The sequence below is a fragment of the Lentzea sp. NPDC060358 genome (assembly GCF_042725365.1).
Lineage (GTDB): Bacteria > Actinomycetota > Actinomycetes > Mycobacteriales > Pseudonocardiaceae > Lentzea.
Map to the genome: position 1 here is coordinate 1 of NZ_JBHXCW010000202.1, position 14,222 is coordinate 14,222.

Annotated in this window: 14 protein-coding genes; all 14 read right to left on the reverse strand. The window is 71.6% G+C overall.

Translation table 11 applies throughout. The features are described 5' to 3' along the window. Nucleotides 1-30: 30 nt before the first annotated feature. Entirely contained in the window at nt 31-543 is a 513-nt protein-coding gene (locus tag ACFWGZ_RS31510) for a hypothetical protein (RefSeq protein WP_382455224.1), read from the reverse strand. Further along, entirely contained in the window at nt 540-3,257 is a 2,718-nt protein-coding gene (locus ACFWGZ_RS31515) for a WXG100 family type VII secretion target (protein ID WP_382455225.1), read from the reverse strand. Before ACFWGZ_RS31515 ends, ACFWGZ_RS31510 begins: the two co-directional genes overlap by 4 nt. A gap of 6 nt (nt 3,258-3,263) precedes the next feature. Beyond that, nucleotides 3,264-3,569 (reverse strand): type VII secretion target, encoded by a 306-nt coding sequence (locus tag ACFWGZ_RS31520; RefSeq protein WP_382455226.1) that lies wholly within the window; start codon nt 3,567-3,569, stop codon nt 3,264-3,266. 166 nt (nt 3,570-3,735) lie between these two features. Further along, the gene (locus tag ACFWGZ_RS31525) at nt 3,736-4,011 is read right to left on the reverse strand and encodes a hypothetical protein (RefSeq protein WP_382455227.1); all 276 of its coding nucleotides are present in this window, start codon (nt 4,009-4,011) and stop codon (nt 3,736-3,738) included. 20 nt (nt 4,012-4,031) lie between these two features. Then, entirely contained in the window at nt 4,032-5,366 is a 1,335-nt protein-coding gene (gene glmM, locus ACFWGZ_RS31530) for a phosphoglucosamine mutase (protein ID WP_382455228.1), read from the reverse strand. Nucleotides 5,367-5,477: 111 nt separating this feature from the next. Continuing rightward, nucleotides 5,478-6,026 carry a 30S ribosomal protein S9 gene (gene rpsI, locus ACFWGZ_RS31535; RefSeq protein ID WP_382455229.1) on the reverse strand — a complete coding sequence of 183 codons (549 nt, stop codon included), beginning with the start codon at nt 6,024-6,026 and terminating at the stop codon, nt 5,478-5,480. A gap of 26 nt (nt 6,027-6,052) precedes the next feature. After that, nucleotides 6,053-6,496, reverse strand: a complete 444-nt coding sequence (gene rplM / locus ACFWGZ_RS31540) for a 50S ribosomal protein L13 (protein ID WP_382455230.1) — start codon at nt 6,494-6,496, stop codon at nt 6,053-6,055. A gap of 257 nt (nt 6,497-6,753) precedes the next feature. Continuing rightward, on the reverse strand, nt 6,754-7,032 hold the full coding sequence (locus ACFWGZ_RS31545) for a WXG100 family type VII secretion target (RefSeq protein WP_382455231.1): 279 nt from the start codon (nt 7,030-7,032) through the stop codon (nt 6,754-6,756). 58 nt (nt 7,033-7,090) lie between these two features. Continuing rightward, complete coding sequence (locus ACFWGZ_RS31550) at nt 7,091-7,399, reverse strand: WXG100 family type VII secretion target (RefSeq protein ID WP_382455232.1); 309 nt, start codon at nt 7,397-7,399, stop codon at nt 7,091-7,093. Between the two features lie 145 nt (nt 7,400-7,544). Then, on the reverse strand, nt 7,545-7,943 hold the full coding sequence (locus ACFWGZ_RS31555) for a hypothetical protein (protein WP_382455233.1): 399 nt from the start codon (nt 7,941-7,943) through the stop codon (nt 7,545-7,547). 23 nt (nt 7,944-7,966) lie between these two features. Beyond that, nucleotides 7,967-9,784 (reverse strand): type VII secretion-associated protein, encoded by a 1,818-nt coding sequence (locus ACFWGZ_RS31560; RefSeq protein ID WP_382455234.1) that lies wholly within the window; start codon nt 9,782-9,784, stop codon nt 7,967-7,969. 199 nt (nt 9,785-9,983) lie between these two features. Then, nucleotides 9,984-11,396, reverse strand: coding sequence for a BTAD domain-containing putative transcriptional regulator (locus ACFWGZ_RS31565; protein ID WP_382455235.1), 1,413 nt, complete (start codon nt 11,394-11,396; stop codon nt 9,984-9,986). A 145-nt stretch (nt 11,397-11,541) separates the two neighbouring features. Further along, the gene (locus ACFWGZ_RS31570) at nt 11,542-12,180 is read right to left on the reverse strand and encodes a hypothetical protein (RefSeq protein ID WP_382455236.1); all 639 of its coding nucleotides are present in this window, start codon (nt 12,178-12,180) and stop codon (nt 11,542-11,544) included. A 19-nt stretch (nt 12,181-12,199) separates the two neighbouring features. Continuing rightward, nucleotides 12,200-13,960: a BTAD domain-containing putative transcriptional regulator gene (locus tag ACFWGZ_RS31575; protein ID WP_382455237.1), complete on the reverse strand. Its 1,761-nt coding sequence runs from the start codon at nt 13,958-13,960 to the stop codon at nt 12,200-12,202. Nucleotides 13,961-14,222: the final 262 nt, after the last annotated feature.

Genomic DNA, 14,222 nt, shown 5'->3' on the forward strand with positions numbered 1-14,222 from the left:
GTCGCGGACCCCGGGGGCGTTCCGGTGTTCTCAGGACAGCCAGCTCTGGTTGCTCAGGTCGTCGTCATCGTCGGCCGGCGGGCGCGGGCGCCGCACCGGCGGGGGCTGGCGGACCGGCGGGGGCGGAGGTGGCTGCGGCGGCTGCTGCACGGCCGGCGGCTGCCGCACCGGTGCCTGCGGGGCCTGGTCCGGCCCGCGCATGAAGGCCTCGGACGCGGCGCGCATCTCGCGCTGCTGCCGTTCCTTCTCGATCTGCGCGAGCTCCTCGGCGAGGTCGTCGTGCGGAGCGGCGGACTCGTCCTCCAGCCCGAACGAGAGCTCCTTGCCGCGGCTGCGCTGCTGGCCCTCGCCCCGCTGGTTGCGGGCCATCTCGCGGAGCCGTTCGGTGAGCCGCTGCTTGCGGTCGGCGAACTTGTCGTGGCTCTCCTGCGTCGCCTTGGTCGACTCGTCGAACTTCTGCCGGACGTCCGACATCCGCGAGGAGTGCTCCGACTCGATGCCGGAGAGCTTCGCCTTGAACGCGGCGAGGTCGAGATCGCTCACCAGCTACCTCCCCGGTTGCCGTCGTCACCGCTGAGCACGCCCTGGGCGCTGTTCAGCGGGTTGCTGTCCTCGTCGAAGAGCGACCCGGTGGTGCGCCACTGGCTCGCGCCGCGTTCGGCGTCGCCGCCCTGCTGACCGCCGCCCGCGCCACCGCCCATCATGCCGCCCCCCATCATCCCGCCGCCCATCATGCCGCTGGAAGCGGCACCGGAGGTGGGCTGGCCGTGGGCGTCCTGCAGGGACGGCAGGTTCGCCGAACCCGCCTGACCGGCCTCGGAGGCGTTCGTGTCGAACGAGCCGCCGTTGTCGCCCTGCGACGGCGTGCTCCACGCGTTGTCGGCCTGCGACGAGCCGAGCACGGACTCACCGGAGGCGGCACCGCCGGTGAACGAGACACCGGACGTCGTCGTGCTGTCCGACGCCGCGTGCAGCGGGCCCTCGGCGGAGATCCGGGGCTCGCCGAGGCTGGGCATGATGCCGTTGTCCTCGATGAACCGGCGGGCCGCCGACTCCTGGAAGCGCTCGGCGACGTTCGGCGCGCCGTCCTGGCCGGGCGGGCTCCAGACCTGCTCGGCCTGGGCCGGCATCGTCTGGAACTCGGCCGGTGCGGGCATGGCCTGGAACTCGCCCTGCGCCGGCATGGTCTGGAAACCGGCCCCGGCGGGTGCCGTCTCGAACTCGCGCCCGACCGCCTGCGGGAAGTCGCTGTCCGGCAGGTTCAGCGGCTGACCGATCTCGCCAGCCCACGCCGCACCGGTGGCGCCACCTGCACCACCGGCACCGCCGCCGGCGGCCGCGGGGTTCTCGTCCTCGCCGAAGCTCACGCCGATCTGGTCGGGCGTGCCGTCGCCGTTGTCCGCGGTCAGGTTGATCTCGCCGGTCTTGGCGTCGACCTCGGCGGTGAAGCTCACGCCGTCCTGCTCGATGTGGATCTTGCCGTCGGCACCGACCTCGACCGGGATCGGGTTCGACTCCGAGCCGAGCGGGCCGCCCGCCGCGCCACCCGCGACGACGCGCTCGCCGGCCATGCCCGCGGGCGAGGCCGCGGTCGCCGGGCCACCCGTGGTCGCCGTGAGCTGGTTCGCCATGGCCGTGATGGCCTGCGTGCCGTTCTGGCCCATCAGGGCCTTCGCGGCCTCGGGGTTCTTGCTGAAGTCGAGGTCGTAGGTCTTCGGCTCGCCCTTGGGCGTGTCGATCGTCATCTTCACGTGCCCGTTCGAGTCGGGCTCCGTGACCTTGATCGTGTTGTCGCCGGCCTTGACCGTGACGGACTCGAGGTTCTCCTCGGGCTTGGGCGGCTGCTGGCCGTCCGGCTTGCCGTCGCCGTCGGCGTCACCGGGCACGTCCGGCTTGCCGTCGCCGTCGGAGTCGAGGCCGGTGTCCGGCTTGCCGATCTCCGGCATGCCGCCGCCACCGCCGCCACCGGGCGGGGTCCCGCCACCGCCACCGCCGCCGGGCGGGGTCCCGCCACCACCGCCACCACCAGGTGGGGTGCCGCCACCGCCGCCGCCGTTCTGGTCCTTGCCGCCACCGCCGGTGCTGTCACCGGGCTTCTCGGCGGGCTTCTCCTGCTGGGCGGGTTCGAACGGCTTGGTGTTGATCTTGTCGATCTCGGCGCCGAGCACGTTCCACGCGTCGTCGACGGACTTCTTGGTGTTCTTGCAGAGCTCGACGAAGTTCTTGTACTTGCCGCTGACGTCGTTGTGGAACGTGGTCTGCAGCCACTCGCGGCAGCCCTTGCGGACCTCGCCCTTCCACACGTCGCCGTCGCACGCGCCGTCGTCGATCTGGATGCCGACGTGCCCGGCCGCGCGCTTGAGCAGGCCCTCGTCCTCGCTGTCCGCGGCCTGCACGACCTCGCGGATCTGCGGCGGCGTCTTGCCGGCGATGTCGAACGGGCTGCCGACGCCGTTGAGGACGGTGCTCGCCTTGTCGTTCACGAGCTGCGAGACGGTGTGGCACGCCATGCGCGTCGCGTCGGCGATGTGGTTGACGCCGTCGGCGACCGCGGCGGCCTTCTTCGAGAAGTCGCCGACGAAGGCGCGCGAGTTGTCCGCCGCCTGGCCGTCCCACGACGACCACAGCTTCGACATCGACTTCTCGGAGTCGGACTGCTGGGTGCGCAGGTCGGTCGAGACCTGGCGCATCTCCACGATGTCCTGGTCGATCTTGTGGAAGTCGATGTCGCGCTGCTCTTCGTAGAGCGTCTTGACGGCGTTGTAGTCGGTGTTGACGTCCGAGCCGACACCGATGACCGACTTCGCCTCCGCGTAGACGGGGAGGAAGTTCTCGAAGTACTTCAGGCCGGGCATGCCCGCGTCGAGCAGCTGGTTCGAGTTGGCGACGCCGGCGCCACCGTCCGCGGCGCGCTGCTCGGACTGGTCGAGCGCGTCCTGCCCGGACTTCTTCGAGTTGTTGTAGTCGTCGATCTTCTTCTGGCCGGCCTCGCCCGACTTCTTGGCCTCGTCGTAGGCCTTGTCCAGCCGCTCGTCCGAGCTGTCCGACCACGGCATCGCGTCCTTGAACGACTGCCACTGACCGTCTCCCCAGGAGACGTCGTAGTCGTCCAGGTAGGTCTCGAGCTCGTCGTTGAACGTGCCGAACGGGTTGTCGCGGGCCTCGGTGGCGTAGTACGCCTCGAGCAGCGCCTTCTTCTGGTCGATGGGGACTTCGGGGTTGTCGCAGAGCTTCTTGACTTCTTCCCAGCTGGGCATCTGCGACTACCTTCCCTGCTTGCCGACGTTGGCCGCGTTGGCCTCGTCGGTCCACTCGTAGCCGTTCGCGGATTCGCGCAGCTTGTCGGAGAGGCCCTTCATGGCGGCGGAATAAGCACCGATCGCCTCGGCTAGCTTCGGAAGGCCGGCCTTGTACTTGGCGCCGCCGGCGGTGTGCGCGCGACCGAAGTCGCCCTCGCTCACGGCACTCGCGGTGATCTTCGCCTTGTAGTTCTCGATCTCGGTCGCGATGCCCTGGATGGTCGTCGCGGACGACATCATTTCGCCAGCGTTCGCCTGAAAGCCAGACATGTGCTCCTGCCTCCCCTAGTCCCCCCTCTGACGCAGTTCGGCTCAGCGGGGTTCCGCCATACAGTGCCAGCTCGAATCAGGTGCCGACCTGGGCTTTCACGATGTCGGTTGCCTTAGTAAACAGCGACGGGGCGCGCGGCGCCGGGAATCGCCGCAGATCGGGCGACTACTGCTGACCGGGAGGCTGCTGCGGCCAGGGCCGGCCGGCGCCGGGAGGCGGCCCCTGCTGCCAGTGCTGACCGGGAGGGGGAGCCTGCGGGCCGCCGGGAGGCGGACCCCACTGCTGCTGGTGCCCCTGCTGCTGGGGCGGGTACTGCTGGCCGTAGCCGGGCGGGAACGGGGGCCGGTTCCTGTTCTTCTTCGAGACCGTGACCGCGATGATCACCACCGCGGTCAGTCCACCCACGACGACGATCAGCAACAGCAACGTCAAGACGGTCATCCGCCGGCCCCCTCAGGTCCTCAGTGCACCGAGGAAACCACACCAGCGAGGCGTTGCGCGGCCGACTCGGCCTGTTCGTGGGTGGTGGCCTCGACCATCACCCGCACGAGCTGCTCGGTGCCGGACGGGCGCAGCAGCACGCGGCCGGTCTCGCCCAGCTCGGCCTCGACGGCGGCGACGGCCTCGCTGACCGACGCGGCCTTGGCCACGGCGGCCTTGTCGGACACCTTCACGTTGATCAGCACCTGCGGCAGGCGGCGCATCACCGAGGCCAGGTCGGCGAGCGACTTGCCGGTCTCGGCCATGCGGGCCATCAGGCGCAGCGCGGTGAGCAGGCCGTCGCCGGTGGTGGCGTGCGCGGGCAGCACCACGTGGCCGGACTGCTCGCCCCCGAGCGAGTAGCCGCCCGCCTTGAGGTCCTGCAGCACGTAGCGGTCACCCACGGCCGTGGTGCGCAGAGTGATCTTCGACTCGCGCATGGCGATGTGCAGGCCGAGGTTGCTCATCACGGTCGCGACGAGCGTGTCCTCGTAGAGCTCGCCCGCGTCGCGCATGGCGAGCGCGAGGACCGCGAGGATCTGGTCGCCGTCGACCGGGTTGCCCTCGGCGTCCACGGCGAGGCAGCGGTCGGCGTCGCCGTCGTGGGCGATGCCGAGGTCGGCACCGTGCTCGCGGACGGCGGCGGCCACGACGTCGATGTGGGTGGAACCACAGCCGTCGTTGATGTTGAGACCGTCCGGGGAGGAGTTGATCGCGACGACCTCGGCGCCCGCGCGGCGGTACGCGTCCGGTGCGGCCACCGACGCGGCACCGTTCGCGCAGTCCACCACGACCTTGAGGCCGTCGAGGCGGTGCGGTGTGACCTTGATCAGGTGCTCGACGTACTGGGTCTCGGCGTCGGGGACGTCGCGCACCCGGCCGATGGCCGCACCCGTCGGGCGTTCGAAGCCGGTGCCCATGAGCTGCTCGATCTCGTCCTCGACCGCGTCAGGCAGCTTGTGGCCACCCGCGGCGAAGAGCTTGATCCCGTTGTCCGGCATGGCGTTGTGCGACGCCGAGATCATCACGCCGATGTCGGCGCCGAGCGCGGCGACGAGGAAGGCGACGGCGGGTGTGGGCAGCGCGCCGACGCGCAGCACGTCCGCACCGGCCGAGGTGAGCCCCGCGGTGACGGCGGCGTCGAGCATCTCGCTGCTCGCCCTGGGGTCGCGGCCGACGACGGCGACGGGGCGGTGGGAGCGGTCGTGCTCGGCGAGCACGCGGGCGGCCGCGGCGGCGACGGACATCGCGAGCTCGGGGGTGAGGTCGGCGTTGGCGAGACCGCGCACGCCGTCGGTGCCGAACAGGCGGGCCATGGATCCTCCGATGTGGACACTGCGAGGCGGCGGGAAAAGACCCGGAAAACACTGCGGGAGCAGCAGTTCGGAGTGAACTGCTGCTCCCGCAGGTACAGCTGGTGCGTCAGATCAACGCTTGGAGTACTGAGGCGCCTTGCGGGCCTTCTTCAGACCGTACTTCTTGCGCTCCTTGACCCTCGGGTCACGGGTGAGGAAGCCGGCCTTCTTGAGCGCCGGGCGGTCCTCGGAGTCGACGGCGATCAGCGCACGCGCGATGGCGAGACGCAGCGCACCGGCCTGGCCGGTGATGCCGCCGCCACGCAGGTTGGCGATGACGTCGAAGGTCTCGGGCTTCTCCGTGGTGACGAGCGGCTCCTTGATGAGCTGCTGGTGCACCTTGTTCGGGAAGTAGTCCTCGAGGGCCTTGCCGTTCAGGGTGAACTTGCCGGTGCCGGGCACGAGGCGGACGCGGACGACGGCCTCCTTGCGGCGGCCGACGGTCTGCGCGAGGTGCGCGGCGCCGTTCAGCGAGGGCGCGACCACCGGCGCGGAGGTCTCCTCAGCGACCTCGGCCTCGTCGGCCTCGGCCTCGGGAGCCTCGACGACCTCGGCCTCGACAACCTCAGCCTCGACCTCGGGGGTCTCGACCTCAGGGGTCTCGTTCTCAGGGGTGGTCACAGGAACTTCCTCGGTGTACTCGTCGCTCACTGGGCGATCTTCTTGATCTCGAAGGCCTGCGGCTGCTGCGCCGCGTGCGGGTGGCTCGGTCCGCTGTAGACCTTCAGCTTGTTCGCGATCTGACGGCCCAGGCGGTTCTTGGGCAGCATGCCCTTGATCGCCTTCTCCACCAGGCGGTCCGGACGGGTGTCCAGGACCTCGCCGAACGACTGCTTGCGCAGACCGCCGGGGAAACCCGAGTGGCGGTACTGGAACTCCTGGTCCCGCTTCGAGCCGGTCAGGGCGACCTTGTCAGCGTTGATGATGACCACGAAGTCACCGGTGTCAACGTGAGGGGCGTAGGTCGGCTTGTGCTTGCCGCGCAGCAGCGTCGCGGCCTGGGTGGCGAGCCGGCCGAGCACCACGTCCTGGGCGTCGATCACGTGCCAGGTGCGGGTCACCTCACCGGGCTTCGGGCTGTACGTGCGCACGGATCTACCTCGTCGTCACTTGCGTCTGGGGTCACTGCGGCGGTTGCCCCAGACCGATCTTGGACTGGCCAAGCGGTGGTTCCGAGACAGGCGCGGCACACACGGGCGCCAGCTACCGCACAACAACGACAGAAGATACCGGATGGGTGGAGCGGGGACCAAAACGGGTCCTCCGAAGGCACCTGCACCCGGACGTACGCGAGCCCCGGACCACGTGGTTCCGGGGCTCGCGAGGGGTCTTGCTGGAACGCTCTGGCTTACCAGCGGCCGGCGTTGGTCTGCTCGGCCTGGGCGTACGCCTCGGAGGCCTGCTGCACGGCGACACCGATGGCCGCGAGGACCTGGTTCAGGTCGGCGGACGCGGTGTCCCAGTTGTTCTGGGCCTGCTGGTACGCCTGACCGGCGTTACCTTCCCAGCCCGCGAGGGTCGAGGTGACCTTCGACTTGAGCTGGTCGTTGAGGTCGTCGATGGTCTTCGACGAGGACGCGATGGTGGACGCGGCGTTGGAGATCTCCGCGAAGGTGGCCTTGATCATTTTTCATCTCCCCTTGAGAAAGTCAGAACGTGCCGAAGCGGAACGAGGTCGGGCGGAATCAGAGACGGCTCGCGATGTTCGAGACCGACGACTCCTGCTCCTCTTCGTTGCGGGCGTAGACCTGCGACGTGCTCGCGATCTGCTCCTGGATCGCCTGCAGCGCCTGGTCGAGCTTGCGGACGTCCTCGTCCATGCGAACCATCAGGTTCTGGAAGGCGGTGGCGGCGGTGCCGGCCCAGCCAGCAGCCACGCCCTCGGCCGCACCCTTGACCGTGCGGGCCTGGCCCTGGATCTGCTCGCTGATGTCGCCGATGTGCTTGGCCAGCGCGTCGAGGTCGGCCGTAGTCGCGGTAAAGCCGCTGCCCATGGGAACTCCCCTTTGGTTGATGCCAGGTCGTACTTCTTGGTTCGTACGCCTCTTACGACGGAGACCTTGCCACGCCGGTTCCGTCCTGTCGCGACTTCTTTCGAAGTAGTTGCGCTAGTAAACGGCTCGGGATGAAACCGGGGCCTCAGTAGAGGATTCGCGACTGCGAAAAGTCCTCGTCATCGTCACTCACACGGGGAAGTTGACCGCTCGGACCGGCGACGGCGGTCGAACCCGTGACGACCGCCTCTTTCGTCTCAACTGGACCCGTGTTCCGCGGCGCGGTGAGCTCGGCGGCGTCCGGAACCCGCTCGACGGGCAGCCCGCGGTCGTGGCGGAACCCGGTGGCGGCGTCCTTCACGTCGGCGGAGGTGGCCTGCGCGCCAGGCGCGACGGTGCGCTCGCGAGCCTGTCGGGCCAGGTCACGCGTGCGTTCCCGCAGCTTGGCATTGCGTTCACCTATGTCGCCGGCGGCGCGGCGGGCACGGGTGACGGCGGCTCCCACGTCGGCGCGGAACCTGCTCAGTGCCTCGGCGGCGGACATCGGCGACTCCCCTGGTGGCGCGGCTACGACTTGATGACCAGCGTGCTGACGACCTGCTCGCAGGCGGTGCGAACGCGCTGCTCAGCCGCCTTGGACGCCTGGCAGCCGACACTCACCTGCACCTGCCCCTGGAACTGGATGTACCAGTCGACCGCGGTGGCGCCGACCACTTCGCGATAGTGAACAACAGACTTCCCCGCGAATGTGCGGTTATCGGTGAAGTCGGCGACGTCGTCACCATTGCCCTGGCGTTCCTGGTAGGTGTTCCGGAGTTCGCTCAGAGCGCGAACCCGGTCTTTGTCGCTGTCATAAGTGAGTGTTTGCTCCTGCACAGCAATGCGCGCTTCCGGCGATTTGCCATCGGAATTCTTCTGGTCGGCCGGCTGCAGGAGCACCTGGCGGTCCGGGGCGGCGCCGCCGGTCTGCTCCCAGCCGTCCGGGCGCGTGAAGGCGTAGTCGTAGACGGCGATCTGGTTGCTCGGCGGGTCGGTGCGCTGCTGCGCCTTCTCGCGGTTGAACCAGAGGTAGCCACCGACGCCCGCGGCCGCGAGCATCACCACGACGCCGATTGAGACGAACAGCGGCGCCTTGCTCTTCTTCGGTGGCGGCGGAGGCGGTGGGGAGGGAAACGCGACCGGGAACTGCGCAACCGGCGGCGGCGTGATGCGGCGGGTGATTTTGCGCGTGGTCTCCTCGCCGACCCTGATGTTGTGAGTCACCTCACCCGATGCGCCATTCGGCGGCGCTTTCTGCTGCGTCATGCCGCCGGTGCGTTCCGGGTCGAGGCTGACGGCACGCAGGGCTCCCCTGGCGACGACGGTCTCCGGCTGGTCGATGCTCATCGGCACCACGCGGGTGTGCTCGTGCACCAGACGGGCGACCAGCGGAATCCGGCTGGACCCGCCGACCAGGAACACGCCGGCGAGCTGCTGGGGCGCGAGGCCCGCGTCGCGGACTGCCCCGCTCACCAGCGCGGCCGCCCGGCTGAGCGGCCCGGTGACGAGTTGTTCGAGGTCGGACCGGGTGACGTGGGCGTCGGGGAACGGCGGCGGCATCGGGACGTCGGTGTAGGCGTGCCGGGACAGCGTCTCCTTGGCGCCCCGCACGTCCTGCCGCAGCACCCGCCGCTTGCGCCGGTCGGCCATCTCGCGGCCCTCGACGAGCTGCCGCCACGCCTCGGGGTCCTTCGCCGCCACGAGCCCGCCGACGTGCTCGAGCAGTGCCTGGTCGATGTCGGCCCCGCCGAAGCTCGGGTCGCCCTTCGCGGACAGCACCCGGAAGCTCTTGCCGGTGCGCGCCACGACGCTCGCGTCGACCGTGCCGCCGCCGAGGTCGAGCACGGCGAGCGCGGCACCGTCCGGGACGGAGTGGCTCGCGGAGTGGAAGACGGCGGCCGCCACGGGCTCCGGAACGAGCACCAGTTCGCGCCCGAGCCCTCGCGCCGCCTGCATCAGGACGCGCGTGCGCACCGTGCCCCAATCGGCCGGGTGCGTGAGCACGAGGAGATCGACGGGCATACCACCGCCCACGCGCCGTGCCTCACCGACGGCCCGTGTGAGCACCGCTCGCACAACGTCCACGACGGGCAGCACGGAACTGCCGAGCAGCAGCTCAGCCTCGTCGACCCGGCGCTTCGGGTGCGGCTCGTAACGGGCCGGGTCCACGGCGGCCTGCCGTTCGGCCTCCTGACCGACGAACAACGTCCCGTCGGCCGCGGCGAACACGGCGGACGGCACCAGCGGCTGGCCGTCGAACACGACGACCTGCGGCTCCCTGCCGTGCGCGGAGATCGCGACGCAGGTGCTCGACGTGCCGAAGTCGACCGCGACGTGCAGGCTCATGCACCTTCCCCTCTTTCGCGCACATGCTTACCCGATGGGACCGGCCGGGACGACACGGATGGCCAAGGTCGCGTCACGCTCGTCCGGTTTCCCTCACGAGAGCGAGCTCGACCTCGAGCCCCGCGGCGCGCGGGTTCCCCGCCGACCTGGCCATTTCCCACGTCCGCGGACTCGCGCAGACCTGACCTCGGGTCGCACCTCATCCGCGCAGATCGCGGCACTTGTCCACCAGCGCCCGCACCGACAGGGCCGGGTCGGCGACCGCCATCGCCGCCGCGGCGGTCAGCGCGAGCGGCAGCCCGCCGCAGAACGCGACGAGCTCCGCCGCGGCGTCCGGTTCGGCGGCCAGCCGGTCTTCGCCCAGGTGCGCGGCCAGCAGCGCGGTGGCGTCCCCGTCGGCCAGCACGCCGAGCGGCACCGGGATCGCGCCCTCGCGGACGACGAGGCCGGTGAACCGGTTGCGGCTCGTGACCACGGCCAGGCAGCCCGGACCGGCGGGCAGCAGCGGGCGGACCTGCTCGACGTCGCGGGCGTCGTCGAGCAGCACCAGCACGCGGCGGTCGGCGACGACGCTGCGGTAGAGCGCGGCGCGGTCCGGCAGGTCCGCGGGCAGGCCGGGGTCGGGGACGCCGAACGCGCCGAGGAAGTCCGCTAGCACGTCGGCCGGGTCGGCCGGGGTCGCGGAGGAGCCGCGCAGGTCGGCGTGCAACTGCCCGTCCGGGAAGCGGCCGGCGATCTCGTGCGCCCACCGCACCGCCAGCGCGGTCTTGCCGATGCCCGCCGCGCCGGCGGTCGCGGTGATCACCACGGTCGCACCGCCGGCGGCCGCGGGCGCGAGCCTCGCGAGTTCCGCGGCCCGGCCGGTGAAGTGCGCGGGCGCCTCGGGCAGCTGCCGCGGCACGCCGCCGGACGGGACGGGCGCGAGCAGGCGGTCGTGCAGGTGCTGCAACGGCCGGCCCGGCTCGACGCCGAGCTCGTCGGCGAGGTGGGTGCTGATCTCCTCGTACGCGGCGAGCGCCTCCTGGGGCCTGCCCGCCTGGCGCAGCGCGTGCACGAGCTGCGCCCAGAACCCCTCGCGCAAGGGGTGTTCCCGCGTCAGCTCGCGCAGTTCGCCGACGAGGTCCGCACCGCGCCCGCGCGCCAGGTCGGCGTCGATCCTCCTGCCGCGCACGACGAGCCGTTCCTCGACGAGCGGCGGCACGTCCTCGCGGCGCAGGTGCGGCGACGCGACGCCGGCGGCCACCTCGCCGCGCCACTGCGCCAGCGCCGCACCGAACTCGCCCTCGGCGGCCAGGCGGCGGAACCGCGTGAGGTCGAGCGACTCCGGGTCGACCTCGGCGAGGTAGCCCCCGGTCGCCGTGCGGACGCAGTTGGCCTCTCCCAACGCGAGCCGCACCCGGCGCACGACCATGTGCAGGGTCTTGTGGGCGCGGTCGAGCGTGGGCGGTTCGCCTTCCCACAGCCGGTCGACCAGCTCGTCGACCGACACGAACCGGTTGGGGCGCAACAACAGCGTGGCCAGCAGCACGCGGCCCCTGCCGGCCGGCAGCGCGACCGGCACCCCGTCGTGCAGCACCTCCACCGGCCCGAGGACGCGGTACTCGACGTTCATGCGCCCCGTTCCGCTCCGACCACCCGGCGGGCCAGCTTAGACGGTGCGTGACAGCGGTGTGAGCGAAGTGTGAGCGGGCTGGTGCACAGTTCTGTTCGAGCGGTGCTGGTGGCTGAGGACCTGGGGGGTCACCAGCACCGCTTTCTCAGTTCCCGGGCAGGGCGGCGAGCTGCGCGCGGACCTGGTCCGCGAACGGGTGCTGGTGGTGCTCGAAGGTCGCCAGCGCCTCGGTCCACCGCCGCCGGGCACCGGCGACGTCACCGGCTCGCTCCAGCGCCTCGCCGAGCCACTTCTGCGCCGACGCGACGTCCGACCAGGTCCCGGCCTGCTCGAGCCACCCGACCGAATCGGTCAGCGTCGCGACGGCCCGGTCGAACTCGCCGATCCTGAGGAAGACGACCCCCTTGGTGGCCGCCCTGCGCCCCAGTTCGTAGGGGCTCGTGGTCTCCGACGTCAACGAGTCCAGCTCGGCGCAGCGCGCGAGTGCCTCCTCGTGGCGGCCCAGGAACAGCAGCGCCTGGACGACCCGGTACAGGGCCTCGCCGACCCGCTCGCCGGTGGCGCCGGCGTCCCCGCGTTGCAGCTCGTAGGCCGTCTCGGCGACCTCCAGCGACTCGCCCTGCCGCCCCAGCATCACCAGCGACCACACGACACCGCCCAGGCACCGCACCTGCGCCGGCACGTCACCGAGCTCGGCGTGGGCACGGGCACACGCCTCGAACCTCGTCCTGCTCTCCTCGTACCGGCCGAGCCGGCCGCTGACGACGGCCTCCAGGAACGCCATCCTCGCGGTGCTCGAGCGGTCACCGGTCCCTGGCCGCGGCCTCCCGCGCGCTCTCGAGCGCCCACCGCCAGTTCCGCCACAGCCCGAACCGGTCGACCAGGTCGAAGGCGGTCCACACCAGCTGCCAGGTGTGCCGGTCGCGGCCCTTCGCCCCGCTGCGCGCGACCACCGCCCGCAGCACGTCCTCCTCGGCGCGGAACCAGTCTTCGGCGTCCCCGCGCGTCTCGAACACCTCGGGGCTCGTGCCCGGTGCCGTCTCCGGCTCCTCCGGCAACGGCCGGCTGCTCGCGCAGTGGGTGGTGTTGATGCCGATCAACGTGTGGAGGTGGTGGTCGAGCACCCGCGCCTCGGCCTCGCCGAGGTCCTCGGGCCGCTCCTGCACCGCGGCGAGGTCCGCGGCGTAGACGCGCAGCAGGTCGTGGCAGGTGAACCGGCCCGGCAGGTGCTCGTGCAGGAGGTTCGCCCGCACCAGCTCCCGCACGTGCTCGCGCGTCTCGCCGACCGGCCACCCCGTGAGGCTCGCCGCCGCCGCGACCGTGACGTCCCGGCCGGGGTGCACGCCCAGGAGCCGGAACAGCCGCGCCGCGGCGGCACCGAGCCGCTGGTAGGACCACTGGAACACCGCTCGGACGCTGGTGGCCACGTCTCCGGTGTCGAGGGTGTCCAGACGCGTCCGCTCGTCGGCGAGTTCCGCGGCCAGCGCGGACAACGGCAGCTCCGGCGACTGCGCGGCACGGGCCGCCACGATCGCGAGTGCCAGCGGCAGCCCGCCGCACCACCGGACCAGGTCGTCGGCGACCCCCACCCGGTCCTCGCCGAGACGGCTGACGAGCAGGGCGGTCGACTCGGCGGGGGTCAGCACGCCGAGCGCCAGCCTCCGCACGGCCACCAGCCCGGCGAGGTGGTCACGGCTGGTGATCAGCACCAGACCGGCGGACGGTCCCGGCAGTAGCGGGCGGACCTGGTCGCCGTCGCGGGCGTTGTCGAGCACGACGAGGACCCGCTTCTCGGCGACGACACCGCGGAACAGCGCGGACGCGGCGTCGAGGTCGGTGGGGACGCGTTCGGGCGCGACGCCCAGTGCGACCAGGAACCCGCTGAGCGCGTCACCCGGCTCCACCGGGTCCTGGTCGTGGTCGAGCTCGGCGGACAGCAGGGCCCGCACGTCCCGGTAGGCGGTCAGCGCCGCCGCCTGCTGGCCCGAGTGCGCGAGCGCCAGCACCAGCCTGCTCCAGAACGCCTCGCGGAACGGGTGCTCCGCGGTCAAAGCGCGCAGCTCGGCGACTACGTCGGCGGCCCTGCCGGCGTCGAGGTCGGCGGCGATGCGGTGTTCCAGCGCCCGCAGCCGCTCCTCGGCCACCGGCGGGACGTCGTGCCGGTGCAGCGCGTCGGACCGGACGTCGGAGAGCATCGGCCCGCGCCACAACGCGGTCGCGGCGGCGAAATCACCGCTCGCCACGAGGGAGCGGAACCGCAGCAGGTCCAGTTCGGACGCGTCGACCGCCGCCCGGTACCCGCCGCGCGAGGTCCGCACGCAGTTCGCCGCACCCAGTGCCCGCCGCAGCCGCGCGACGACCATCTGCAGGGTCTTGTCCGCCCGGCCGGTGCTCGGGGGCGCACCGTCCCACACCCGTTCCACCAGCTCGTCGACCGGCACGACCTGGCCGGGGCGCAACAGCAGGGTGGCCAGCAACACCCGGCACCGCCCGGCGGGCACCGCCAGCGCGACGCCGTCCAGCAGCACCTGCAACGGTCCGAGGACGCGGTACTCGGCTGCCACGGTCCCCCTTCCAGTGACCCGTGACCGGGGTGTCGGAGCGGTCCACCAGCCCGGGGTCGGCCGGTCTCACCGCAGTCACCTCCCTCGCCGCCGCGTGACCGAAGTGTGAGCGGCACCGGGCAGAGTTCTCCTCAGCCGGACGACGACGGTGACAACGCGAGTGGGGGGTGTCGCGGTCGTCGGTCCTCCACTCCGGCCGGCCCTCCCCAGTGGGCCGGTCGGGACGGAGCCGGTCATGGGGGAACCGGGCGGTCCCCTGCCG

Bases quoted from the DNA above. Each gene is read 5' to 3' on its own strand.
- ACFWGZ_RS31525 (WP_382455227.1), bottom strand. From the start codon at position 4,011: ATGACCGTCTTGACGTTGCTGTTGCTGATCGTCGTCGTGGGTGGACTG.
- ACFWGZ_RS31570 (WP_382455236.1), bottom strand. From the start codon at position 12,180: ATGGCGTTCCTGGAGGCCGTCGTCAGCGGCCGGCTCGGCCGGTACGAG.
- ACFWGZ_RS31565 (WP_382455235.1), bottom strand. From the start codon at position 11,396: ATGAACGTCGAGTACCGCGTCCTCGGGCCGGTGGAGGTGCTGCACGAC.
- ACFWGZ_RS31515 (WP_382455225.1), bottom strand. From the start codon at position 3,257: ATGCCCAGCTGGGAAGAAGTCAAGAAGCTCTGCGACAACCCCGAAGTC.
- ACFWGZ_RS31555 (WP_382455233.1), bottom strand. From the start codon at position 7,943: ATGTCCGCCGCCGAGGCACTGAGCAGGTTCCGCGCCGACGTGGGAGCC.
- ACFWGZ_RS31545 (WP_382455231.1), bottom strand. From the start codon at position 7,032: ATGATCAAGGCCACCTTCGCGGAGATCTCCAACGCCGCGTCCACCATC.
- ACFWGZ_RS31520 (WP_382455226.1), bottom strand. From the start codon at position 3,569: ATGTCTGGCTTTCAGGCGAACGCTGGCGAAATGATGTCGTCCGCGACG.
- ACFWGZ_RS31560 (WP_382455234.1), bottom strand. From the start codon at position 9,784: ATGAGCCTGCACGTCGCGGTCGACTTCGGCACGTCGAGCACCTGCGTC.
- ACFWGZ_RS31550 (WP_382455232.1), bottom strand. From the start codon at position 7,399: ATGGGCAGCGGCTTTACCGCGACTACGGCCGACCTCGACGCGCTGGCC.
- glmM (WP_382455228.1), bottom strand. From the start codon at position 5,366: ATGGCCCGCCTGTTCGGCACCGACGGCGTGCGCGGTCTCGCCAACGCC.